This is a genomic window from Microcoleus sp. Pol1C5 (genome assembly GCF_036701115.1).
In the GTDB taxonomy this organism is placed as follows: Bacteria; Cyanobacteriota; Cyanobacteriia; order Cyanobacteriales; family Microcoleaceae; genus Microcoleus.
In genome coordinates this window covers 1-23503 of record NZ_JAUBQE010000004.1, presented here as the reverse complement: position 1 = coordinate 23503, position 23503 = coordinate 1, and the positions used below count along the sequence as shown (strand labels likewise).

Genomic DNA, 23503 nt, shown 5'->3' with positions numbered 1-23503 from the left:
TAAAAAAAATATTGTTCACTAACTACCTACTAATTTCTGTAGGGTGCGCCTAGGCGCACCTTACTAATACTGCATTCGCCGAAAATTTCAATTCGCCGTTTTTTCTGATGAGGGATCCCAGAAATTAGCTTGAGGAATTTTAAAATCCGACTTAACCAAAACTCCCGGTTCTCGCTGCACAGGCAGCACATCTAAAGTATCCGTTTGCGCGCAATATTTTAAATCTTCAATAACACCTAAACCGAGGAGGCGCTGGCCGTGACTTGCCTTTTCCAACAATTCATGCAACCGATCTTGCCAGTGTAAATAAAGAGCAATAGCCCCAAATACTTCATCATTACCAGCAAAATCGCTCGCAGGAATACCGCTTTCTGCTAGCAGACTTTGGGCGATCGCACCAGCACAAACCGTATCTTCCAGCGAATAACTACCTTCCCAACCAGAACCCACAATCCAAATAGTTTCCGGCTGTTTATTTAACAAAAACTGCACCACAGATTTGCGGTTAATCAAAGCCGCCGTTAACACAGTTGCAGCAGCTTGCACTCGCTGCAGAGCCCGAGTACCGTTAGTTGTGCTGATAAAAATTCGCTTCCCAGTCACCTTTTCTGGCGTGCAGTCGAAGGGGGAATTCCCCATATCAAATCCGTCAACTTTGCCGCCGCCTCGCTCTCCGGCGCGAATCCGCTTATCTGCGGGCCATTTTTCGCTCTCGGCCATTAGCTTATCTAAGTCGCTGAAAACTTGGACAGCTTCCGCCCCATTATTCAGGGCAGTTGCCATTGTCGTAGTCGCCCGCAGCACATCAACTGCGATCGCGCAAGCCGGCATTTTGTCGGCTGGCGTAAGTTCCGGGGTATGGTAAATAAAAAGCTTCACTTTTGGGCAACCTGCGATAAATCCTCATCATTAATAATAATGGAAAGTGGATAATAGAAAATAGAGTCAAGTCCTCAAAAGCAGAAAATATGTCTAAACAGCTCAATTCAAACCCCGCCCACGCCGCCATTACCGCACCAATTGGACTCCTGGCAGGTTTCACCTATCCTTTGCGAGCTTTCACGCTGATTTTGCAAACTCCCAAGCTATGGACTTATGTATTAGTTCCCGTGGTGCTAAATTTTATAATTGGTATCGGTCTTTATTTAAGCTTGCTATTTCCCAGTTTGGCAGGGATAGACGTTTTGGTTGCCGATTTGTCCGTCCGATTTAATACTCTAATTGCGAGTTTTCCAGCTTGGCTGAGCTTTCTTGGCGTGTTAACAGTTGCTTTCGGCTGGCTGCTGCGGGTACTCCTAGTGTCAGGACTTTTGCTGATAATTGGATTTTTGTTAGTGCAGTTTGGCGTGATTTTAGGTTCGCCTTGGTACGGCAAACTTTCGGAACAATTGGAACTTCTGCGGAACGGTCAATTGCCCGCAGAAGAACCAATGAATTTGGCGAGTAGTTTTGGGGATATTCAAAGGGCGATCGCCTTTGAACTGCGAAAACTACAAATTTTGTTTAGCCTCGGCATACCGCTGCTGCTGCTGCATTTTATCCCTGGCATCGGCTCTATTCTTAGCAGCTTGGGTGGCGTAGCTTTGGGTGCGACTATTGTCTGTTTGGACTTTTTAGATGCACCTTTGGAGAGGCGGAGGCGACCTTTTCAGGAGAAGTTGGAGATCATTTGGGCTAGTTTGCCGGCCAGCGGGAGTTTTGGTTTGGTTTGTTTGGGTTTGGTGAGCATTCCGCTGTTGAATCTGTTAGCGATTCCGCTGTGCGTGACGGCGGGAACGTTGTTTTTTTGCGATCGCATTTGGCCGGCCCGCTTTGCCCCAGAAGAAACAAAGAGCGATGGAGAAACTAACATTACCAATTAAAAACTAGGGAGATGCTTCTTCCTTCGGCTGACTCTGGGAGTTAAGACCCAAAAACGGGCTTAACAACAGCCAGCTAATGAAGAAAAAGGATGCTGTAAATAGCTGGACAATATCGATCGCCGACAAATATCCGTCAGATAATAGTGCAATAGTTCTATCTGTCAGCCCGAATATCCAGGAGAGAATCCCAAACAGCCAAATGCCTTTTTGGAGCATGGGCAAAAATGCTGAAACTTCGGAGTTTTGCAGCTTGTTCATTGATTTAGCCCTTGTTTGCGAAAAATCTGATTAACCTGGGCACCCCAAGGGCTTAAGGATTTTTGGTGTCTCCTCGGATTCCCTTTGTTATCTATATGTTAAGAAATATTTCTCAATGTGACAACACGACCTGGGAGGTATTTCCGCATCTATCTCAAGAGGTAGTCGCAGCGCTAACAAAGAGTGATATTTGCTACACTTTGGTAGGATGCGCGATCGCGAGCGGGTTCTGGGCCACTCTTGCCATGAGTCCCAAGCGCTTGATATAGTGGGTCACAGGCTACGTAAAAGAGCAAAATCATAAATTATGTTATTTAACAGTATTGAATTTTTAGTATTTTTTGCGATTGTTTTCGCCATATATTATTTCCCTCCGTTGCAAAAAGTGCAGGTTCCCATCCTGATAATTGCCAGCTTTATTTTTTACAGTTGGAGCGCTCCCGCACTGTTGCTGATCCTGCTACTTTCCATTATTATCAACGCTACAGTCAGCTTTCAAGTTGCCCGAATTTCTGACAAAAAACAGCGATTTTTTTGGGCTTTATCGGGAGTCGTTCTCAATGTATTAATTTTGAGCTTGTTTAAATACTCTGGTTTGCTAACTAACTTTGTTACCGATGTTTTTAATATTGCTCGTTCCGAAGGCAGCATTGCTTATTTATTCTTAAAATTGCCTCTACCAATTGGCATTTCTTTCTACACCTTTGAAGGCATAAGTTTAATCGTAGACGTACTGACTCAAAAAAACAAAAGCGAAACTGCAGCAAACGCTTACGTCTCGCCAAACTTTAGCCAACACCTGCTCAATACTTCATTTTTTATTGGCTTTTTCCCCAATTTACTGTCAGGCCCGATTTTAAAATCTCAGACATTTTATCCGCAGATTGCTCCTAAATATTTTAAAGATATTCCTTGGAGTTTCATTTTTCGCTCGCTCGTTGTCGGCTACTTCCTAAAAATGGTCATCGCCGACAACTTAAAAGACTATACCTTTTGGATCAGCTTTCCCTACTATCAAGGATTTGGAACTATTACCAACCTGACACTGCTGTTTGGCTACTCAATACAGATTTTCGCGGATTTTGCCGGTTACTCCTTAATTGCGATCGGTTTTGCAGCCGCTTTGGGCTACAAAATTCCTGACAACTTCGACTTTCCTTACATCTCTCGTTCCCTCTCCGAATTCTGGAGAAGGTGGCACATTTCCCTATCAACTTGGCTCCGAGATTATCTATACTTTCCCCTCGGCGGAAACCGCAAAGGAAAGATCAGAACTTATGTTAACTTAATGATAGTAATGACTTTAGGAGGATTATGGCATGGGGCTGCTTGGAGTTATGCAGTTTGGGGAATTTATCACGGATTAGGTTTAGCAGTAGAACGCTTTTTTGGGTTCGACAAATCCAAAAATAAATTGCAAGAACCAAATCAAGCAAAAACCAAACCAATCTGGCAGCAATTATTATTGGACAGCCTTAGCGTTTTAGGAATTTTCTCTTTTGTTTCCGTGGGATGGCTGCTTTTCAAGCTGCCTCGATTTGAAGAAGCGGTTGACTTCGTAGTTACTTTAGTTCGCAACTATAAAGTCAAGCCCGGTTGGAGTCATATTATTCCGACGCTAATTTTTTCGCTACCAGTAGTGATTTATCACATTCCCCATTTTCCCACTTGGCAAAATCGCATGAAACAGGATTCAAATAAAAACGGCCAAAAAGTCTGGAGCCTTTATCAAGATTTAGCTTTAGGAATTATGCTAGCAATGATCTTCCTCAACAGTGGCAGCTCGAAACAATTTATTTATTTCCAATTCTAGAAGGTGTTCTATGTTTGTCAAATTCCATTTGCGACCGATTTTGCGCCCGCTACTAATTTTTCTGTTTATAATGAGTTTTTATCAAGTGCTCGTCAGCGGCGGAGTTTTGCCAGCTTCTGACGGAGCTAGCCTGATTCAAAATAATATTGTCAAAGCTCAAAGGTATGTATATCAGGATGATTCAGATCTGAGAATGGTAATCGTAGGTAGTTCCCTAGCTGCCAACCTTAATGAAAAACAAATTGGAGAGGGCGTAAAAAGCATAGCTTTGGGGGGAGGAGCGAGCCAAACAGGTTTAGAAATAGTTAAAAGAAGTAAAAGCAAGCCTCCTATTATCTTGGTAGAAATTAATGATACTATTGTTCGCAAAAGAGATGCTGACTTACTTGATTCTTTGTATCACCCTATTTTTTACTGGATGCGTAAGTATCTGCCTATGATGAGAGAGGAATACCGTCCGATTAGCGTTTTTATTGATTCTTTAAAAAGTCGCTCGAAGCAGAATTTAAAACAAATGACGCGAGAGGCACTAGATAGCTTGGAAGGTCGAAATCTTACTCCAGAATTATCGCAAAAAGCTATCCAAACGATAGTTGATATTCAAAGTCAACCTTTGTCTGAAAAAGATGCAGAAGCTATAAAAAAAGAAGCTGAGTTTATTAAAACTCAAATCGCAGAAATCAACAAAAATAGCGGGGCAAAAGTAGTTTTATTTGACATACCGCAAGAGTCACGAGTTAACGCTGCAATCAGGAGAAAAAAAGTCCAAGAATTGGCTAAAAAGCTGTTTCCGTCCGACCGTTTTGAGTGGCTGCCACCCCCGAAAGAGCGAGAATGGCGTACCAATGACGGGGTTCACTTGATCCGCAGCGACGCTAGAGATTTTGCCGAGTTTTTGAGAGATAAACTGCTGAGTACGGTAGCGACGGGATCTCTTGGCACCGCGCCTAGAAAAGAAAGCTTGTAATTTATTTTGAAGTGTGTCATACTACATAATGAGCAAGTTTGGTTAAAGAACGATCGTGAGGTTTGTACTGAGGACGAAGGGTTCTCAAAGCCCCAAAAGCCACAGGACAAAACATTTGATTATCAGTATTAACCCGGCTTGATATGAGTTCAGCGTCAATAAAATCGAACAATGGCACGCTTAAATCAGATTATTGCGATCGAAAAAGGCATTAAAAGCCGCTCGGTTCAAGAACTGGCAGAAGCTCAAAAAGCTCTCCAGAAGCCCGCTGTGCTTTCTGGAATCTCCCGCACTTACCGTCCCAAAGACGAAGAAGGCGAACAACTGCCGCCAGAGTCCAAAAAAGTAGAAGTCAAAGCCGAAGAGATTATCCGCAAAACGACTGAAGTTTTGACCAAACTCTTCGACGTAACCGCCACCAAAGATTGGACAAATTGTAGCGCCCGCGCGGACGTAACTGTAGACGGAAATGTGCTTTTGAGCCAAGTTCCCGTCAGCTATCTGCTATTCATTGAAAAGCAGTTAGCAGATTTGCAAGCATTTATCAAAAAACTTCCTGTCTTAGATGCTTCCGAGACTTGGAACTTCGATGCTTCGGCAGACTGTTGGGCCACAGAACCGGTGCAAACTCTCAAGACTTTTAAAACTCCGCGCAATCACGTTAAAGCTGAAGCTACCGAACACCATCCGGCTCAAGTCGATGTTTATTACGAAGATATTACTATCGGCTATTGGCGGACTGTCAAGTTTTCTGGAGCTTTGCCAGCGCGGCGGATCAATGAGTTGCTGCAAAGGGTGGAAATCTTGCAGCAAGCTGTTATGTTCGCCCGCGAAGAAGCTAACAATTCTGAAGTAGAGGAACAGAGAGTGGGAGAGCGAATTTTTCAATTTATTTTCCGCTAAGAGCTTGCTTTTTTGATAGTTATGGTTTAAGATATAAACAGAGTACAAGTTCAATCTAAAACTTCAACTTAAACCGTACAAATGTGATAGTGCAGGTTCGACTCCTGTCCCTCCTACGCAAAATAGGCCCAAAATAGGGGGGTAGCCCAATTGGCAGAGGCAGCATTGCGTACAAATTTAACAGCAAGCTATTACTCTAAACTCAGCATTCACCGCCGATCGCTAAAACGAATGTCAGGAAAATCACATCATCGAGGTTGCTGGCTCATATCCAGCCCCCTCTACCAAACGCAGGGGGGTAGCTCAATCGGTAGAGCGCGATGCTATTAATCTTAAATCCTTGACTTAAATGTGATAGCGTGCGCAAATGGGCGGTAAATATAAACCCAGTAGTAAGGTCAGAACTGCTGGGTTTTATGCTAATAATTGATTCAATTCGTTAAATCCGTCAGTCCTGGACGTATCAAGACAGATGATTTATTGCATCAATCCTCACTGCGAACAACGCGAAAATCCTGCTGCTGCTCAAAATTGTCAGGCTTGTGGCACGGATTTGTTAATTGGCGATCGCTATCGTATCCTTAAACCAGTGCGATCGCCCAATCCCGCACGACCCACAGACATTTTTGAAGTCGAAGATTTGGGAACCGGGGAAAACGAATGGGGAACTGTCAAAATTTTAAAAGTCTTGAAACACACCCACAATCCCGATTTAGTTCGCGTGTTCAAGCAAGAAGCGCGAGTTTTGATTTGGCTGGTCGGAAAGGGATCAGTTCCCCAAGTCGAACCTGACGGTTATTTCCCAATTAAACTCCCCCATAACTTCCAGAAATTGTCTTGTTTGGTGATGGAAAAAATTACCGGAGAAAACTTGGCAGAATTCTTAACTAAAAAACAGTACGTTTCTCAAAAGCTAGCTCTTGATTGGCTGCGACAAATGACCAATATTTTGCAGGAAATCCACAAATATCATGTAGTGCATCGGGATATTAAGCCATCCAACCTGATGGTTGAAGCCAATGGGAAATTGAGATTAATTGACTTCGGCGCCGCCACAGAAGCAGACATAGAGACGGCACCCATAGGTTCTGCTGGATACGCCGCACCGGAACAAATTGCAGGTAAAGCAGGCTTGCCATCGGACTTTTTTGCCCTAGGGCGTACTTTTGTACATTTATTAACAGGCATAGAGCCGATCGACTTTCCCGTTAATGAAAAAACTGGTAAAATTAATTGGAGGAACCAGGCTGTAGATATTGACCCGTTACTCCTAGACTCGATCGACGAATTGATCGAACCGCTACCGGAAAACAGACCTGAAAATACCCAAGTTATTTTAGAAAAATTAGAAAAATTAAAAATTTACGACGCAGACCCCCTGAAAAAGGGGGACGCAACATCGCTTCAATAAATCTCTTCCAGCCGGCGAAAATCCCGCTCAACTTCTGCCCACAAAGCCCGATTGTGAGGGTCAGTTTTCACAGCCTTTTTTAAATAAATTCTCGCCTTATCAACCTGCCTTTCTCCAATCAAATGCCGTCCCCAGCGCTGATAGGCGATCGCCTGCCACTGACGCACCTCCAAATCTTCGGGCACCCGCTGGGCCAAACCCTCAATCAAGGCGATCGCCCGCGGGAACCTCTGATATTTCAGCAACTGTTGCAACTCAACATAAGCATCTTGCTTTAACTTTTGTTCCACCGCCGACAGATCCGCATTAGATTGAACCGCGGCCTCTTTTCGAGTCACTTTAACTGCCTGCGGTTGAGCTTTCACCCTCTGATCCGGCGGTGTCGAAGTAGGCGGCACAGTTGAGTTGGCAACTTTCGACCCCGCAACATGGTGGGGGGCAACATTCACCAGGAACTTATAAGCCTCAGTAATAGCAATAAACTTATTCTTAGCCTGTTCGTTTCCCGGATTCACATCGGGGTGATACTGTCTGGCTAACTGCCGATAAGAGGCCTTAACTTGCGATAAACTCGCGCCAGACCTCAGTCCTAACTGTCGGTAATAGTCTGCAATATCCATTTAGCATGAATGAGCGTTTATAATACCATTAAATATGGCAGAATCCTTAAATGTAAAGATTCTGCCAAAATTTACTGCGAACTAGGTTGTAGTGCGAGGGTTGCCCGCACTACTGAGGCGAACAAACAACTTACGGACGCTCTTCGATCACTCTGTCAATCAAGCCGTATTCCTTAGCTTCCTCAGCGGACATGAAATAGTCGCGATCCATGTCCTTCTCGATTTTCTCGATCGGCTTGCCAGTATTCTTAGCATAGATATTATTGAGTTCGTGGCGCAGCCGCAGAATCTCTTTCGCCTCAATCTGAATATCCGTTGCTTGTCCCCGCGTGCCCCCAGAAGGCTGGTGAATCATGATTCGCGAGTGAGGCAAAGCTAACCGTTTCCCCTTCGCACCGGCAGCTAACAGGAAAGAACCCATCGAAGCAGCCAAGCCCACACAAATCGTCACCACGTCCGATTTAATGTGCTGCATGGTATCAAAAATAGCCATGCCTGCCGACACCATCCCACCTGGGGAATTGATGTACAAAATAATATCCTTACCTGAATCTTCCGAATCGAGATAGAGCATCACAGCGATGATTTGATTGGCAATTTCATCGTCAACGTCCCTGCCCAAGAAAATAATCCGTTCCCGGTAGAGGCGATCGTAGATATTAATCCACTGAGTATCATAACCACCCGGCATTTTGTAGGGAACTTTTGGCACACCTATAGGCATAATTCGGAACTCCGTTTAGTTGGTAATTGGTGAGCGGGCAATTGGTTCTGGTTTATTAGTTATTTGTTACTTGTTATTTCAGGTTTTTTAGTTTTTGGCTATAATGACCACTAAACCATAACCAATAACTAATAACTAATAACTAATAAGCAATAACCGAATTAGATGACTCCTGCAGGCAGCGGTTTCGGCAATTCTTCCGAACTTTCAAGAACGCGATCGATCAAACCGTATTCTTTAGCTTCCTGGGGCGTCATGTACAGCAACCGATCCATATCTTTAGTAATCTTTTCGATCGGTTGGCCAGTACAGCTTGCAAAAATCTCAAGCATAGTCGCTTTATTTGCCAGCACTTCCTTAGCCCGAATTTGAATGTCGCTTGCTTGACCCCGCGTGTAAGCCTTGGGTTGGTGCAACACAATCGAAGCGTGCGGCAAACTCGCCCGAAAGCCTTTTGTACCAGCCGCTAACAGCATCGCAGACATCCCCATTGCCGAACCGAGGCAAATAGTGTGCACAGGCGGCTTAATGTACCTGATCGTATCGCAGATAGCGAAGGCTTCTGTTTCAAAGCCGACGGGTTCGCCACTGTAACCAGAAGTGCCGGTCGAGTTGATGTAGATTTTGATCGGCTTATCCGGGTCTTCGTACTGCAAGAACAACAGTTCAGCGATAATTAGTTCTGTTACCGCAGGCACCAGAGGCATCCCCAGATAAACGATCCGCTCCTTCAGCAACAGGGATGGCAAATCGGGAGGTGGCGTCCGAGAGTTCCCTTCCCCGTAGTATGGCGATTGCACAGCTTTAATTGGTGTGTTCATATAACCGAAATGTTGCCTGAACTGATGGAGCTATTCTTAAAGAAATACTAACGCAATCTTTAGGTATCCCGCATGAAAGTTAGTTTGCTCCCGGTTTTAAACGACCCTAACCTTGACGCTGCTGCGCCCTCAACGCAGCGCCAGCTAGCGATTTCGGTGTCTGCGACGGCAAGCTCGATCGACTCCAGCGTACCCTTAAACCTGTGCCTGATTCTCGACCACAGCGGTTCTATGGGCGGACGCCCCTTGGAAACCGTCAAACAAGCCGCCGGACGGTTGCTAGACAGGTTGAAGCCTGGGGATCGCTTTTGCGCGGTGGCTTTCGATCATAAAGCCAAAGTCCTCGTCCCCAATCAAATTGTAGGAGATCCCAGCAGCATTAAACGGCAAATTGAGCAATTGCGCTCGGCCGGTGGCACAGCAATTGATGAGGGCATTAAGTTAGGTATTGAAGAGTTGGGCAAAGGCAAAAAAGAAGCTATATCTCAAGCATTTCTGCTGACTGACGGCGAAAACGAACACGGCGACGACAGCCGCTGTTTGAAGTTGGCTAAATTGGCTGCCGACTACAACATGACTTTAAATTCTTTAGGATTTGGCGATAACTGGAACCAGGATATTTTGGAAAAGATTGCTGATGCTGGCGGCGGTGCTCTGGCTCACATTCAGCGTCCCGAAGATGCGGTTGACGAGTTTGGCAAACTATTTACTCGCATCCAAGGTGTAGGTTTGACTAATGCTTATTTGCTATTTTCGCTAATGCCAAAAGTACGGTTAGCCGAACTCAAACCGATCGCCCAAGTTTCCCCGGATACGATCGAATTACCGGTACAGCAAGAGGGCGATCGCTTTATGGTGCGCCTGGGAGATTTAATGAAGGATATAGAGCGAGTAGTTTTGGCTAATATTTATATTGGACAGTTGCCCGAGGGTACACAGACGATCGGGCAATTGCAAATTCGCTACGACGATCCGACTGTCGGTCAAAGTTTGCTTTCCGATCCTGTTGCACTTTCCGCTAATGTCCTGAAAGTTTATCAGCCGGCAATTAACCCGATGGTACAGCAGCACATTTTAGCTTTGGCTAAATACCGCCAAACTCAACTCGCAGAAACCCGATTGCAACAGGGCGATCGCGCCGGCGCGGCGACAATGCTGCAAACTGCCGCTAAAACTGCTTTGCAAATGGGCGATCAAAGTGCCGCCACTGTGCTGCAAACTTCTGCTACTCGTTTGCAGTCTGGCGAACAATTGAGTGAAGCCGATCGCAAGAAAACTCGGATTGCTTCTAAAACTATTTTGAAGTAATCGGGCGATTTGAAATTTTAAATAATTTTAAATTGGGCGAACGGACAATTCGGCGATGCGAAATCGCCTCTACAAAAACGAAACCCGCCTAGGCGCGGGTTTCACTATTTCTGAGTCTCGCTTTTTGCAGGCGAAACTCTGTGTAGCCCGATTGTTTCAAGCCGTGGATCGCGTAGAAGCTCGATCGTTTAGAATGTTTGTATCACCTATTAAGAGTGCTTGTATGAACCAGATAATATCTGATAAAGTACGCTGGACTACCGCCGATTTAGAACTATTGCCCGATAACGGCGCTCGTTACGAAATTATTGATGGAGAATTATTGGTGACTAGAGCACCGCATTGGGGTCATCAACAGGCTATAGGCAACCTCTACCAAGAACTTAATACTTGGTCGCGAGAGACTAATTTAGGACGAGCAGGAATCAATCCGGGTATCATTTTCACGGATGCTGATAACGTTATTCCCGATCTAGTTTGGGCCAGCAATGAACGCTTGGCTATCTTGCTAGACGAAGCAGGCCATTTAACCGCCGCACCCGAGTTAATTGTTGAAGTATTGTCCCCCGGTGCAGACAATGAAAGACGGGATAGAGATTTGAAACTCCGACTCTATTCGGTACGAGGAGTACAGGAATACTGGATTGTGAATTGGCGGTTGCAGCAAATAGAAGTTTATCGCAGGGAACAAGCAAGTTTAAGGCTCATTGCTACAATGTTGAGCAATGATGAACTAACTTCCCCTTTGTTGCCCGGTTTTAGTTGTTCTGTAGCTCAAATTTTTGCCTAAATTATGAAATCATCATTTTACAATTTAATTGCTACTATAGGAATCTTGACTATCTTGGGTAATGTATCCCCTGCGGTTTCTGCGGAATCTTCAGCTTTAATAGTTCAAAGAAGTTTTGTCCAAAATCCTGCTGAAGATTTATTCAATAGTGCTTTAGCCAAATCAGAGGCGGGAGATATTCAAGGTGCGATCGCTGATTACACCGAAGCTATTCGCCTCAACCCCAACTACGCAAAAGCCTACAACAAACGCGGCATCATCCACGGCCGCAATCTCAAAGACTATCAAGCAGCTAAAGCAGATTTCGATCGCGCCATTGAAATCAACCCCAACTACGGCGACGCCTACTACAACCGCGCCAGAGCCCGCGAGTTCTTAGAAGACAAACCGGGGGCTATCGCCGATTATCATAAAGCAGCCGAACTCTATCAAAAAGACGGCAATACCAACGATTATCAAGATGCCCTCAAGCACCTTGAAATGCTGCAAGAATAAATGGCTTTTGAAAACATAGTATAATACCTGCGCTCGGCGTTCATCCGCATTCATCTGCGGTTAAACATTCCAAATCCACCATTCAAAAAATGCCCGAAACTTCCACCGTCACCGTCACCGTACCCGCCACAACCGCCAACCTGGGCCCCGGATTCGACTGCATCGGCGCCGCTTTAAGCCTCTACAACCGCTTCCAATTCTCCCGACTAGAACCCTCAGCAACCGAGAAACTAAAAATTACTGTTACGGGTGAAGAAGCCGCCAAAGTCAAGACAGACGACAGCAATCTCGCTTATCAAGCTTTTCTCAAGTTATACGATCGCCTCCAACAATCGCCGCCGCCTGTAACCATACATATAGATATGCAAGTGCCGCTGGCTAGAGGCTTGGGAAGTTCCGCCACAGCTATTGTCGGTGGGTTAGTCGGTGCAAATGAATTAGCCGGTGCGCCTTTAAGTCAAGTGGAAGTGATGCAATTGGCGATCGAACTTGAAGGCCATCCCGACAACGTTGTCCCCGCTTTACTCGGAGGTTGTCGCCTCGCTGCTAGCAATCCACCCGCCCAACCCCCCCTTACTCAGGGGGGGCACGAGGGGGGTTCCTGGGAGATTTGCGATATTCCCTGGCATCACAATATTGTGGCCGTGGTAGCCATCCCCGATTTTGAACTGTCTACAGCCGAAGCCCGCCGAGTTTTGCCAGCAGATTACTGTAAGGCTGACGCGATTTTTAATGCCGCACACCTCGGTTTGCTAGTGCGGGCTTTGGAAACTGGCAATGAAAACTGGCTGCGCTGCGCCCTCCAAGACAAGATTCACCAACCTTACCGACAATCTCTGATTAAGGGATATGAAGCGGTGCAACAAGCCGCCGTGAATGCAGGGGCTTGTGGAATGGTAATTAGCGGTGCCGGGCCAACGCTTTTAGCTTTAACGGATGTGGCTAACGCTGTTGCGGTTGAGAAAGCGATGGCGGCTGCTTGGGGGGAATTTGGGGTAAAGGCTGAGGTAAGGGCGATCGGGCTCGATACTAAAGGCGCGCAAGTCTCCCTTTAGTTATTCCACTGCTAGACACACAACATCTACATAACCGTGTTTTGTAGGGGCAATCTCCCGTGGTTGCCCCTCTCGATGGAATTATTCATATTTCTATTCTCTTCCTATCTCCTTCAAATCTCTTGAATATCAACTCAAGTCTCTTTTCGATAACTTCTGCCATTCCCTCTACAAAATTTTACCTTAAAAAAGTGCAGTCATTGTAGGGGCGGATTCACAACAATTTCCGGCTAAAACCAACAAATTTTAAAACCCGCCCCACCAACTGTAAATACTGTTAATTAACTATGACGCAGCGGAATTTCTATCTGAATTTTAGTGCCTTTACCCGGTTCGGAAAAACACTTGAACTCTCCTTTGTGCTGCTCTACAATTATCCGATAGCTGAGAGCAAGTCCCGGTGATATCGGTGGTTCCGCAGGTTGGGAAACCAAAAATGGCTCAGAAAGTTGCGCTGTGATATCTTTGCTAATTGCCATGTCGTTATCAGCAATCTCAATAGAAATTCGCTGAGCATCGACCACCTGAGTGCTAATCAAAATCACAGGCTTAAATTTGCTCGATTCCAACTCTGCCAACTCTTGAGCAGATTCTTCCAAAACATCGATCGCGTGATTGATGATATTCAGAAAAGCTTGATTGAGCAGACCTGCATAACACTCAATTTGTGGCAAATTGCCGAATTCTTTCATCACCTTGATGTCTCGCCTTCCCTCACGCGCCGGCAAGCGGTGCTGTAACAACAACAGAGTATTTTCTAAACCGTCGGAAACATCGAATAACTGCCAGCCCGATCGATCGCTGCGGGAAAAATCCTGTAGGGACAAAATTATTTGGCGGATGCGATCGCTCCCGGTACGCATGGAACTCACAATTTTTAATAAATCGTCGAGTACGAATTCCACATCCATATCTTGTTGTTTTTGCAGAATTTCCGCTCCGGGATTGACTAGCTCTTGTTGATACAATCGCAGCAGTTCTATTAAATCGGTCGTGTAGCTTTGGACGTGAGTTAGATTGCTGTAAATAAAAGTAATTGGGTTATTAATTTCGTGGGCTATCCCAGACACCAATTCGCCCAAACTAGACATTTTTTCACTTTGCAGAATTCGCTCGCGCGACAGTTGCAATTCTTGCCGGGTTAACTCCAGCCGCGCCCTCAACTCGTGCGATCGCTTAGACGCGCGCACCCGCGCCAATAATTCGTGCTTAACTATCGGTTTAAACAGAAAATCGTCAAAGGGCACATCCAATTCTTGAATTTCATCAAATTGGTCCGGTGTTGTCAGCAGAATAAAATAGGCTGTCGCCAATTCTCGTGAAGCGAAGCTATCCCGTAGGGAATCGGCTTTCACCAGCCGGCACACCTCCAAAAAGTTGATTTGAGGCGAAGTCCCGTCGCAAATTATCGCATCGGGGGAGAATTCCCTCGCCAATTCTAAACTCTTCTTATCGTCGGGAACAACTCTCACCTGATGTCCCTCTTGGCTGAGTAACTCTTGGACAACTTGAAAAGTCACAGTATCCGCGATGATCGCCAGAATCTTTGCCATACTTCTACCACCTCCAGAAATTACTTTTTAGGATACAACCGCCAGAATTGCGCTGACAGATTTAAAATTCCAAAATAGTTCAATTCCATCAAAAAACACCTCATCCCCGCTCCCTCAAAACCCAAAATAGCTGATACCATTTTAGATTTTATATTTTAGAGGAAGAAATTGGGAATGACTTACTGTATAATAGTTGGGAGCTTGCCTAAAGTTGCATATTGTTTGGGGACTGGTATCACGAGAATGTATAATTTTAGACGAGTAATGCAAAAATGCAAATTTTGTCCTTCGTAATTAATGTTACATCAGAGCTTTCGGCCGAAAGACTGCTGAGGGCGATCGCAGATACTTTCTCAAATTGCGCCAGGAAACAATAAAAAACTTTAAAATCAATTAATAGTATCGTTAAATTCACCTTCTCGGTCAGCGCCTGAGAATGCCAATTACCAACACCACCTCAACTTTGATTCAAGCCGAAACACTAGAACTATTAGAATGGCCGCGCCTGTGTCAGCACTTGGCTACCTTCGCGGCCACCAAACTTGGCGTCGCCGCCGCCCTAGACCTCGAAATTCCGGCAACTCAAGCTCAAACAGCAGAACTCCTAGCTCAAACTCAGGAAGCTTATCAGTTAGACAGCCGCGCTGGCGGTGCTTTGAGTTTTGAAGGAATCCAAGACATCGGCACTTCTCTGCAGCGAGCCGAACTGCAAGGTTTGCTCAGCGGCGAAGAATTGCTGGCAATTGCTACTACCCTCGCCGGAGCAAGGCAATTGCGCCGGATAATTGACTCTCAGGCAGATGTGCCGACGCTCCAAGAACTGGCATCCCAATTGCGGACTTATCCCGAACTAGAGCAAGAAATCCACCGCTGTATAGACGATCGCGCTCAAGTAGCAGACAGAGCCACTCCTAAATTAGCAGGAATTAGAGTTCAAATGCGGCAGTTGCGCGATCGCATTTATCAAATATTGCAGGGGATTTTGCAGCGCCAATCCAACGCCGTACAAGAACAGCTAATTACCCAAAGAAGCGGCCGCTTTGTCATTCCCGTCAAAGCTCCCCAAAAAGATGCCATACCGGGCATCGTTCACGACTCCTCGGCCAGCGGCGCGACACTGTACGTAGAACCCCACAGCACAGTCAATCTTAACAACCAAATGCGGCAGTTGCTCAGGCAAGAACAAGCCGAAGAAGAAGCAGTCCGCCGCGCCCTCACGGAGCAAGTCGCAGCAGTAAAACCCGATTTAGACAGATTGGTGGTGGTAGTTACAACTTTAGATTTAGCAGCAGCTAAAGCGCGTTATAGTTTTTGGCTGCAAGCAAATCCGCCGAAATTTATCGAATTGGGAGAGCCAGAATTAGCACCAAAAAATCCCGAAAAAGAAGATGAGGAAAAAGAAGATGAGGAAAACTCAGAAAACAGTCAATTATTAATTCGCAACCTGCGATCGCCAATTACCCTGCGCCAGTTGCGCCATCCTTTATTAGTTTGGCAGCAACAGCACGAGCAAGGCTTTCCAGTCGTGCCGGTCGATTTAACGATCGGGCCGCACATCCGCGTCGTCGCCATCACAGGCCCCAACACTGGCGGCAAAACTGTCACCCTCAAAACCTTGGGCTTGGCAGCTTTAATGGCGAAAGCAGGAATGTTTGTTGCTGCCCGCGAACCCGTAGAATTGCCTTGGTTCGACAATATTTTGGCCGATATAGGTGACGAACAATCTTTGCAGCAAAGTTTGTCTACTTTCTCCGGTCATATCCGCCGCATCAGCCGCATTTTAGAAGTTTTACACAATAAATCGCAGCCTGAAGGGGAAGAAAATTCAAACCTTCCAATTACTAATTCCCAACAGCAAGACCAAGAAGTCACAGATACACAGAACACTGTTTCTGCTCTGCAAATTCTCAAACCTAAATTACAAATTCCCCAACCCCAAATCCCAATTCCCAATTCCCAATTCCCAATTCCCAAATCTTTAGTTTTGTTAGACGAAGTAGGAGCGGGGACAGACCCATCAGAAGGCAGTGCATTGGCGATCGCCCTGTTGCAATATCTCGCCCAACATTCCCTATTAACAGTTGCAACTACCCACTTTGGCGAACTCAAAGCCCTCAAATATCAAGACTCCCGCTTTGAAAATGCCTCAGTAGAATTTGACGACAATTCCATGCAGCCAACCTATCGCTTGCTGTGGGGAATTCCCGGACGTTCCAACGCCCTCACTATTGCCAAAAGACTCGGTTTGCTAGCAGAAATTGTTGAAGAAGCTCAAACCTATGTCGGGGGAGCCTCTCAAGATGTCAATCAAGTGATTGCTGGACTCGAAGCACAGCGCCGGAAACAGGAAACCAAGGCCAGAGAAGCAACTCAACTGCTACACCAAACCGAAAAACTGCACAGAGAAGTTTCTCAAAAAGCAGCCGCTTTGCAAGAGCGGGAGCGAGAACTAAAAATAGCTCAGGAAGTGGCAGTAAATGAGGCGATAGGGTCGGCAAAATCAGAAATTGCTCAAATCATTCGTCGCTTGCAGTCGGGCAACCAGACGGCTCAAAATGCCCAACAAGCGACAGAAACCTTAAATCAAATTTCTGAAAAACACCTGCCCTCTCGCCAACAACCGGCTAAACCCAAACCGGGTTTTATGCCGAAAGTGGGCGATCGCATCCGCATTCCCAGCTTGGGCCAAACCGCCGAAGTCCTCAGCGGCCCCGACGCTAACGAAGAGTTGAGCGTTCGGTTTGGGATTATGAAAATGACTGTCAAACTAGGAGAAATTGAATCCCTCGACGGTCAAAAACCCGAAACTAAAGCTCAATTAGCCAAGGCGGCCGCCCAAGCACAAGCACTCGCTACGGCTAAAGCTAAACAAGCAGCGGCGGAACCTGCAAAACCCAATCCCGAAATCGCCATTCGCACTGCTAATAATACGATCGACCTACGGGGCGCGAGAGTCTCAGACGCAGAAATCGAAATAGACAGAGCTCTTTCCAAAGCCGTGGAATACGGAGTCCTGTGGATAATTCACGGCAAAGGTACGGGACAGTTGCGGCGCGGGGTTCACGATTTCCTCGCGAATCATCCGCAGGTTTCCCGCTTTGAGTTGGCTAGTCAAAAAGAAGGAGGTGCAGGTGTGACGGTGGTTTATTTGAAATAGTCAGGATTTACGCATTTCCGGTTGACTCGTAATTATATAATTCTCGGCAGCACAACAAGTCGCAACGAACATATCATCATACTGATGCAACCGGAATGAATACTATACTGCAAATGTTGCCTAATTAAGAGTTGATTTACCACTTTAGTAACTGCCTGACTAATGAAAAAACATCCCTCAAATGAAGTTTTGGTGGGCGACTGTCGTGAAGTAATGAAGACATTGCCAGAAAATTATATTTCAGCGTGTATCACTGACCCACCTTATAATTATGAATTTATTGGTCATAAATGGGATGACTCAGAAATTCAAAGGCGTATTGAAAAAGTCAATGGCAAGGGAAATAAAACCCTTGTTAAAAACATTCCCTATGGCAGTGGTTTAGCAGGTGGAGTCAGAAACGAAAAATGGTATCAAAGGAATCGTAACAACACTCTGGATTATGAAAAGTGGTGCTTTGAGTGGGGCGAGCAGCTTTTTCGGATCTGCAAACCGGGTGCGACAGTTTTAGTTTTCAACAGCACGCGGACTGTTGCTCACGTACAAGTAGCACTTGAAAGTGCTGGTTTCTATGCGAGAGATATTCTTGTTTATAAAAGATCGAGTGGTATCCCTAAAGGTGTCAATATTAAACAACAGTTAGAGAAGAAAGGATATGAAAATTCTGAAAAATGGGATGGTTGGCACAGTTGTCTGAGGAATGAATGGGAAGCAATCTGCGTACTTCAAAAACCACTGGTCAATAATTACTTGGAAACTCTACAGGAGTATGGTACTGGTCTATTTTATACTAAAGATCAGTTCGGTGGTTTTCAGTCAAATATTTTAGAAGGTATACAGCGTGAGAAAACCGAGGAGTTTAACGTCCATTGCACCGTTAAACCAATCGCTCTAATGAGAAAGCTGGTCGAAATATTTGTACCGCGTTTGGAAAATTCTATTCTAATCGATCCTTTCGCAGGATCGGGAACCACATTGCTGGCGGCGCAAGAATTTGGCATTAGGTATATTGGCATTGAAATAGTACCTGACTACATAGAGATTATCAACAAGCGCCTTGATAGTTTCAGCGGTATACAGGGAATTCTCCCACTTTTTCAATAAGAAATGACTTTAAATCAAACCCGCTTATTGTTTTTATGAACTCAAACGAATTGTCCCCAGTGTAGACTTTCCAAGTCCCTACTTGGCACGCTGTAATAGCTGCGGGCAAATTATCTTGTCTGAGAATTAAAAATACGGGTTCGTAATTATAAGTACGAAGTAGTGGGCCATAAGATTTGAACTTTTTCAGTGTTCCAGAGTCTCCTGAACCAATACGATATTTTGTATCTATTGCGTACCCATCAACAATCAGATCGCACGGCTCATCGCTTCCAACTTTAAATGCTGGCTGAAAGCTACTGCAATATGTTTTACACGTTTCAGTAACTAACAATTGCCAACACATACCTAACTCACGTCCCCAATATTGCCTATTTTCTTTTTTTATTATTGGAGAAATACCAAACACATCCATTAAAATATCGTGTTCTTCATTCTCTTCTGCATAAATTTTTTCGGTAAATGAGTTTTGGTATCTTGCTAAAATTTGCTCTAGTCTTCTTTCAGTCATCAGCAGTTACCAGTTCAGCTAGACTAACGGATAATGCCTTGGCTATTTTGCTGGCATTAAGTAGCGTTATATTCCTTTCACCTCGTTCAACTGAACCAATATAGGTGCGATGTAATTCCGATAGTTCTGCAAGCTGATCTTGGGAAAGATTTCTGAGCTTTCTGAAATGTCTAACTTTTTTACCAAATTGCTCCGTAATATCCATAGATGGCGCCAGATGAAGCAATGACAACTATAATCTGACAGACTATAAGTAGCGACAGACTATAAGTAGCATTCGAGAGCGCTAGGATCTTTGCATTGATATAAGTCCCGATAGTTTCAAAGCACAGATTTGATTTCGGTCACTCTGCGGCGTAGCATGGTTAGGGGTAAAAATCTATGGATTTTGCCGATCGCGATCGATCGAACTTGAAGCCGCAACTTTTAGCCCGCAACTCCGTCCAACAGTTAGGATTGCCGGAATCAAAGCAACGAGCTATGGAGACAACTTAACAGATGTGCTGTTGCCCACAGGCCCAAAAGCTTTAATCAGTGCATACTGTTTGATATCCTGCCTCAACCAGTCTTAATTTCCCGTGCTGAAGCCATGCGCTCGACCGTAAAGTCCTCCGCTCCCAGAAACGAAACGGGCCCATCTCCCAACTGGGAAGAATTGACCCAAAAAGCACCAGAACCTACCCAGTTGGACAACATTAAAGCCCAACTGGATTTAGTGCTGCTAGCCCTAGAAGCACTGGCAGAAATTGGCTCCGAGGCGATGCTCAAGGTAGCAGCCGAACTGAATTTAGAGCCAATGGTAGCCGATCGGGTAGCTTTGTGGCGGCTGCGCCAATCTAACCCGCTGCGGAAAGGCCACGGAGGGCGCAAAAAACTCGATGTGGAGGAAGCTCGATCGCTCGTTTTGATAAGCTGTCATTTGGCAAAACAGCACCAAGCTTTAATCCGGCGCGCTGTTGCTTTGCTAGAACAAATGGCAGAGCAAAACCGCGAACCTCACACCATCGCTTTGCTGGGAGATTATATTGACAGGTTCAGCAACACTTATGGCTCGCGCATGGAAGATGCAGAAAATTTATCGGCGCGAGAACTAACTGATTTAGCCCTCAAACTCCTGATCGATTTGCTGTTTTACAGCAGTCCCGGTGGCCACCGCCGCCTCTGGCTGGCTCTTCTAGACCGTGCTAAAAATTAAACAACACTCAGTAGTCAGTAGTCAGTAGTCAACAGACTTTCGGCTCTAAGAATTAAACAACAGTCAACAGTCAACACTCACCAGTCAACAGTCCACAGTCCACAGTCAACAGACTTTCTGCTATGGTTCTCAAACGGTACACGCCCCCCACTTGCACGCTGGAAATTACAGCCAAAAGTTCGCCTCTATCTCGCTGGGCGGGCCAACCGGTGTTTAAATCTTTAAGTTTCGAGCTGCGACTCGACGACCCCAGGCTGCCAGATACCCAACACGTTACTCTCAGGGGCGATCGAATTCAACTCGAAACCCTCCACGAAGCTGTCAGCAACTACGTCCAAAACTTGCTCGGCGAATCCCGCGATTGGGAAAACAACCTCACATCTCAAACAGGCCGTATCCCTGCCGGATCAGACTCGCCAGAAGTCGCGCGTAACGCCGTCATATTCGATCGATCCGTCAACAGTTCCGAACTAGCAACCTCAAACCCCTACTCTCTCCCAACCTCCTACCTTCCGGTTCCCCCCCGCTTAGAACCCCGCGGCTTGCTTGCCCACAACTTGTTTTTAGGCTCTTTAAGCGCCGTAGAATCCGGGCCAGTAGTTCCCTTGAGCACCCTGCAACTGTTTGACTTGGCCACAGCACTGGATGACTGCGCCGCCGAAGTGATGGCGCTTCCCAACCTCAACCGCGAGCCCCGACGACCTCTGTCCTCACCCTGGCTCAAGGTGGCAGCAATGATGGTTGCCAGCGCGGGCCTGACGACAGGAATTATCAAAATGCTCGATCGATCCGCCACCTCCCCCCAAACCGCCACAGCCCCCAATCCAGGAAACCCCCAGTTAGCTGCCGGCGTCTCCCCCAGTCCTGTTGCCGCCCTACCGACACCCCCAGCACCAACACCCGCCGCCACACCCACTTTACCGCCCCTGCCGCCCCCGCCCATCAACACCGCCGCCTCCCCCAGCCCCAGCTTGCCCCCCATCGCCCTCGCCCCAACTCCCCCCACCAACAAACCCAGCCCCATCCAGCAGCCAGCCCTGCTATTTCCCCCCAACGGCAGCGCAGCCAGCGCCCCACAGAGCGCCCCAGCTTTCCCTCAAGGGCAAACAATCACTATTCCCGCCCCCGAAGAACCGCCCATTTCCGCCCCCCAAGCACCCGCACCAGTACCCTACGTGCTGCCCCCCCTACCGCCGAGACTAGCTCCCGCCGTACCGCCCCCCCTGCCGCCCTCCCTGTCGGCTTCCCGATTTCCCGTTCCCCCGCCGCAGCCCTTCCCCAGCCCCATCGAGCCGATTGTCCCCCCCGCCAGTACCGAACTCCCACCGCTTGAGGACGCTCAACCAACCACCGAGTCCGAGGACAACAACCAGGCTGCGGCAAGCCAAAAAAACCGCACTTTATTTGATACAATTCCTCAAGTTTCAGAAGCTAGAACTTACTTTGAGGAACGCTGGAAGCCTCCAGAAGGAATGGAACAAACTTTGGAATACAGCGTGCTGATCGATGAAAATGGGTCAGTTCAAAGTATTGTGCCGATGGGAAAAGCAGCAGCAGATTATATCGAGCAAGCTAATATGCCATTAGTCGGCGAGCCGTTTGTTTCTGCCGTTTCTAATGGCAAAAACCCGAAAATTAGAGTTGTTTTGCGACCAAGCGGTCGAGTACAAACCTTTTTGGAAGAGAGTGATTAAACGCTCTCCAATACATTGTCCAGATGGGAAATCCCGGTTAATTGCCAATGTTAAATGACTTCAAAAAAATCAATTTTTAACTGCAGCAGCAGCCAGCATATTGACAGTTGCTCCCGTTTCTTCTACCCATATCTCTTGATCCGTGCGGGCAGAGTCACCAGTAAAAAAAGTGGCTGACACTCGTCAACAGGTTCGCATTGTGCACTCTAGAAACTTCCTTCTTCTTTCTTCCTGACTTCCCTTACATCTTGTACAGTGCTCGTTGCTGAACTTCCTTCTTCCTGACATCCCTTACATCCGTTGCCGAACTTCCTTCTTCCTGACATCCGTTACATCCGTTGCAGAATCTGTTGCCGAACTTCCTTCTTCCTGACATCCGTTACATCTTGTACAGTGCTCGTTGCTGAACTTCCTTCTTCCTTCTGTCCTTTACATCCGTTACATCCGTTGCAGAATCCGTTGCCGAACTTCCTTCTTCCTTCTATCCTTTACATCCGTTGCAGAATCCGTTGCCGAACTTCCTTCTATAGTTGTTTCAAATAAAAATGAGACATTAAGTTGCACAATAAGCGCGAATAATCTCATCAAGAGATGTGGCAGAATGCGAATACATTCTAGCTCTCTTTAATGCACTAAAATCATGCTCAATATCATTTAAGTCAGGAGAGTATTTTGGTAAAAAAAGTATCTGATGACCTGCTTCTTCCACCAGGAGTCTAATTGCTGTCTTACGATGAATCGGTGCATTATCCATGATTAATATTGATGGTATTGTTAAAGATGGCAATAAATATAAAGCTAACCACCCTTCAAAACTTTCTGCATTTAAGCGGACAGTAAAGACCATAGGTGCAATCAAGTCCTTGTTTCCTTTTCTTCTTCCTGCTACTAAGTTTTCTCTTTTTCCCCGTTTTCCTTGTCTATCCCCATATACTTTTTTTCCTTTTTTTGACCACGCATAAACACAAGCATGAAACTCTTCAAATCCTGATTCATCAATAAACACAAGGGTTTTACTACCATGAAGTTTAATTAATTACGAGCGTGTTTGGTAGTATTTTATTCTTTATTCCCTATTCCTTTCTTTATAACGAAATTCTTTTTTTTCTCGTAATTTTCATTTTTTTTAAAGCATAGCATATGGCACTCGCTCTTACCCCGAATTTCCTTGCTCTTTCTATTAATCGGCGTTGCTGAATCAAGGTATGATAAACTTATAGTGTGATCGCAGACAAGCGAAAATGATTTCTTTGATTTTGATA

General features: G+C 45.9%; 21 protein-coding genes and 1 pseudogene. 13 read left to right on the top strand and 9 right to left on the bottom strand.

The features are described 5' to 3' along the window. Positions 1-87 precede the first annotated feature (87 nt). Positions 88-879, bottom strand: a complete 792-nt coding sequence (locus QUA23_RS03315) for a 2-phosphosulfolactate phosphatase family protein (RefSeq protein ID WP_333073185.1) — start codon at positions 877-879, stop codon at positions 88-90. An 89-nt stretch (positions 880-968) separates the two neighbouring features. Here QUA23_RS03315 and QUA23_RS03310 point away from each other — a divergent pair, with 89 nt between their 5' ends. Further along, a complete protein-coding gene (locus tag QUA23_RS03310; RefSeq protein WP_333073183.1) occupies positions 969-1862 on the top strand; it encodes an EI24 domain-containing protein in 894 nt (297 codons plus the stop codon). Positions 1863-1865: 3 nt separating this feature from the next. On the opposite strand, the gene QUA23_RS03305 is transcribed toward QUA23_RS03310, so the two are convergent. Continuing rightward, positions 1866-2120, bottom strand: coding sequence for a hypothetical protein (locus QUA23_RS03305; RefSeq protein ID WP_333073182.1), 255 nt, complete (start codon positions 2118-2120; stop codon positions 1866-1868). 307 nt (positions 2121-2427) lie between these two features. On the opposite strand from QUA23_RS03305, the gene QUA23_RS03300 reads away from it, so the two are divergent. The 4 genes from QUA23_RS03300 (at position 2428) to QUA23_RS03285 (ending at position 7214) form a co-directional block, all read left to right on the top strand. Then, on the top strand, positions 2428-3933 hold the full coding sequence (locus QUA23_RS03300; RefSeq protein ID WP_333073180.1) for an MBOAT family O-acyltransferase: 1506 nt from the start codon (positions 2428-2430) through the stop codon (positions 3931-3933). A gap of 10 nt (positions 3934-3943) precedes the next feature. Continuing rightward, entirely contained in the window at positions 3944-4900 is a 957-nt protein-coding gene (locus QUA23_RS03295) for a hypothetical protein (protein ID WP_333073179.1), read from the top strand. A 171-nt stretch (positions 4901-5071) separates the two neighbouring features. Next, positions 5072-5803, top strand: coding sequence for a DUF7873 family protein (locus tag QUA23_RS03290; protein ID WP_190732936.1), 732 nt, complete (start codon positions 5072-5074; stop codon positions 5801-5803). Positions 5804-6275: 472 nt separating this feature from the next. Next, entirely contained in the window at positions 6276-7214 is a 939-nt protein-coding gene (locus tag QUA23_RS03285) for a serine/threonine-protein kinase (RefSeq protein ID WP_333073178.1), read from the top strand. Here the strand turns inward: QUA23_RS03285 and QUA23_RS03280 are convergent. The 3 genes from QUA23_RS03280 to QUA23_RS03270 all read right to left on the bottom strand — a co-directional run bounded on the left by QUA23_RS03280 (position 7208) and on the right by QUA23_RS03270 (position 9379). Next, a complete protein-coding gene (locus QUA23_RS03280) occupies positions 7208-7834 on the bottom strand; it encodes a J domain-containing protein (protein ID WP_333073177.1) in 627 nt (208 codons plus the stop codon). The two genes, QUA23_RS03285 and QUA23_RS03280, sit on opposite strands and share 7 nt — an antisense overlap. A gap of 130 nt (positions 7835-7964) precedes the next feature. Next, positions 7965-8558, bottom strand: a complete 594-nt coding sequence (locus tag QUA23_RS03275; protein WP_190741966.1) for an ATP-dependent Clp protease proteolytic subunit — start codon at positions 8556-8558, stop codon at positions 7965-7967. Between the two features lie 161 nt (positions 8559-8719). Continuing rightward, positions 8720-9379, bottom strand: a complete 660-nt coding sequence (locus tag QUA23_RS03270) for an ATP-dependent Clp protease proteolytic subunit (RefSeq protein ID WP_333038231.1) — start codon at positions 9377-9379, stop codon at positions 8720-8722. A 72-nt stretch (positions 9380-9451) separates the two neighbouring features. Between QUA23_RS03270 and QUA23_RS03265 the strand changes: the two genes are divergently transcribed. From QUA23_RS03265 to thrB, 4 genes are all read left to right on the top strand, one after another. Next, positions 9452-10687 (top strand): VWA domain-containing protein, encoded by a 1236-nt coding sequence (locus QUA23_RS03265; protein WP_333073175.1) that lies wholly within the window; start codon positions 9452-9454, stop codon positions 10685-10687. Between the two features lie 223 nt (positions 10688-10910). After that, positions 10911-11477, top strand: coding sequence for a Uma2 family endonuclease (locus tag QUA23_RS03260; protein ID WP_333073425.1), 567 nt, complete (start codon positions 10911-10913; stop codon positions 11475-11477). A gap of 3 nt (positions 11478-11480) precedes the next feature. Beyond that, complete coding sequence (locus QUA23_RS03255; RefSeq protein ID WP_333073174.1) at positions 11481-11972, top strand: tetratricopeptide repeat protein; 492 nt, start codon at positions 11481-11483, stop codon at positions 11970-11972. 89 nt (positions 11973-12061) lie between these two features. Then, the gene (gene thrB / locus QUA23_RS03250; protein ID WP_333073173.1) at positions 12062-13027 is read left to right on the top strand and encodes a homoserine kinase; all 966 of its coding nucleotides are present in this window, start codon (positions 12062-12064) and stop codon (positions 13025-13027) included. 281 nt (positions 13028-13308) lie between these two features. Here the strand turns inward: thrB and QUA23_RS03245 are convergent, their stop codons facing one another. Then, positions 13309-14580, bottom strand: coding sequence for an ATP-binding protein (locus QUA23_RS03245; RefSeq protein ID WP_333073172.1), 1272 nt, complete (start codon positions 14578-14580; stop codon positions 13309-13311). Between the two features lie 463 nt (positions 14581-15043). Between QUA23_RS03245 and QUA23_RS03240 the strand changes: the two genes are divergently transcribed. Together QUA23_RS03240 and QUA23_RS03235 are read left to right on the top strand one after the other, a co-directional pair. Continuing rightward, on the top strand, positions 15044-17737 hold the full coding sequence (locus QUA23_RS03240) for an endonuclease MutS2 (protein ID WP_333073424.1): 2694 nt from the start codon (positions 15044-15046) through the stop codon (positions 17735-17737). Between the two features lie 162 nt (positions 17738-17899). Then, on the top strand, positions 17900-18841 hold the full coding sequence (locus tag QUA23_RS03235) for a site-specific DNA-methyltransferase (RefSeq protein WP_333073171.1): 942 nt from the start codon (positions 17900-17902) through the stop codon (positions 18839-18841). On the opposite strand, the gene QUA23_RS03230 is transcribed toward QUA23_RS03235, so the two are convergent. Then, the gene (locus QUA23_RS03230) at positions 18804-19352 is read right to left on the bottom strand and encodes a hypothetical protein (RefSeq protein WP_333073169.1); all 549 of its coding nucleotides are present in this window, start codon (positions 19350-19352) and stop codon (positions 18804-18806) included. The two genes, QUA23_RS03235 and QUA23_RS03230, sit on opposite strands and share 38 nt — an antisense overlap. Continuing rightward, positions 19345-19557 carry a helix-turn-helix transcriptional regulator gene (locus QUA23_RS03225; protein WP_333044298.1) on the bottom strand — a complete coding sequence of 71 codons (213 nt, stop codon included), beginning with the start codon at positions 19555-19557 and terminating at the stop codon, positions 19345-19347. Before QUA23_RS03225 ends, QUA23_RS03230 begins: the two co-directional genes overlap by 8 nt. 384 nt (positions 19558-19941) lie before the next feature. On the opposite strand from QUA23_RS03225, the gene QUA23_RS03220 reads away from it, so the two are divergent. Continuing rightward, positions 19942-20547, top strand: a complete 606-nt coding sequence (locus QUA23_RS03220) for a DUF3038 domain-containing protein (protein ID WP_333073168.1) — start codon at positions 19942-19944, stop codon at positions 20545-20547. A 122-nt stretch (positions 20548-20669) separates the two neighbouring features. Next, positions 20670-22241, top strand: a complete 1572-nt coding sequence (locus tag QUA23_RS03215) for a DUF4335 domain-containing protein (RefSeq protein WP_333073166.1) — start codon at positions 20670-20672, stop codon at positions 22239-22241. Positions 22242-22794: 553 nt separating this feature from the next. On the opposite strand, the pseudogene QUA23_RS03210 reads toward QUA23_RS03215, so the two are convergent. Next, positions 22795-23434, bottom strand: a pseudogene (locus QUA23_RS03210) (IS630 family transposase); the annotation flags it as partial. Positions 23435-23503: the final 69 nt, after the last annotated feature.

What these genes read in the sequence shown, in the direction of transcription:
- QUA23_RS03310 (WP_333073183.1), top strand. Translation starts at nt 969, where the DNA reads ATGTCTAAACAGCTCAATTCAAACCCCGCCCACGCCGCCATTACCGCA.
- QUA23_RS03305 (WP_333073182.1), bottom strand. Translation starts at nt 2,120, where the DNA reads ATGAACAAGCTGCAAAACTCCGAAGTTTCAGCATTTTTGCCCATGCTC.
- QUA23_RS03300 (WP_333073180.1), top strand. Translation starts at nt 2,428, where the DNA reads ATGTTATTTAACAGTATTGAATTTTTAGTATTTTTTGCGATTGTTTTC.
- QUA23_RS03295 (WP_333073179.1), top strand. Translation starts at nt 3,944, where the DNA reads ATGTTTGTCAAATTCCATTTGCGACCGATTTTGCGCCCGCTACTAATT.
- QUA23_RS03290 (WP_190732936.1), top strand. Translation starts at nt 5,072, where the DNA reads ATGGCACGCTTAAATCAGATTATTGCGATCGAAAAAGGCATTAAAAGC.
- QUA23_RS03285 (WP_333073178.1), top strand. Translation starts at nt 6,276, where the DNA reads ATGATTTATTGCATCAATCCTCACTGCGAACAACGCGAAAATCCTGCT.
- QUA23_RS03280 (WP_333073177.1), bottom strand. Translation starts at nt 7,834, where the DNA reads ATGGATATTGCAGACTATTACCGACAGTTAGGACTGAGGTCTGGCGCG.
- QUA23_RS03275 (WP_190741966.1), bottom strand. Translation starts at nt 8,558, where the DNA reads ATGCCTATAGGTGTGCCAAAAGTTCCCTACAAAATGCCGGGTGGTTAT.
- QUA23_RS03270 (WP_333038231.1), bottom strand. Translation starts at nt 9,379, where the DNA reads ATGAACACACCAATTAAAGCTGTGCAATCGCCATACTACGGGGAAGGG.
- QUA23_RS03265 (WP_333073175.1), top strand. Translation starts at nt 9,452, where the DNA reads ATGAAAGTTAGTTTGCTCCCGGTTTTAAACGACCCTAACCTTGACGCT.
- QUA23_RS03260 (WP_333073425.1), top strand. Translation starts at nt 10,911, where the DNA reads ATGAACCAGATAATATCTGATAAAGTACGCTGGACTACCGCCGATTTA.
- QUA23_RS03255 (WP_333073174.1), top strand. Translation starts at nt 11,481, where the DNA reads ATGAAATCATCATTTTACAATTTAATTGCTACTATAGGAATCTTGACT.
- thrB (WP_333073173.1), top strand. Translation starts at nt 12,062, where the DNA reads ATGCCCGAAACTTCCACCGTCACCGTCACCGTACCCGCCACAACCGCC.
- QUA23_RS03245 (WP_333073172.1), bottom strand. Translation starts at nt 14,580, where the DNA reads ATGGCAAAGATTCTGGCGATCATCGCGGATACTGTGACTTTTCAAGTT.
- QUA23_RS03235 (WP_333073171.1), top strand. Translation starts at nt 17,900, where the DNA reads ATGAAAAAACATCCCTCAAATGAAGTTTTGGTGGGCGACTGTCGTGAA.
- QUA23_RS03230 (WP_333073169.1), bottom strand. Translation starts at nt 19,352, where the DNA reads ATGACTGAAAGAAGACTAGAGCAAATTTTAGCAAGATACCAAAACTCA.
- QUA23_RS03225 (WP_333044298.1), bottom strand. Translation starts at nt 19,557, where the DNA reads ATGGATATTACGGAGCAATTTGGTAAAAAAGTTAGACATTTCAGAAAG.
- QUA23_RS03220 (WP_333073168.1), top strand. Translation starts at nt 19,942, where the DNA reads ATGCGCTCGACCGTAAAGTCCTCCGCTCCCAGAAACGAAACGGGCCCA.
- QUA23_RS03215 (WP_333073166.1), top strand. Translation starts at nt 20,670, where the DNA reads ATGGTTCTCAAACGGTACACGCCCCCCACTTGCACGCTGGAAATTACA.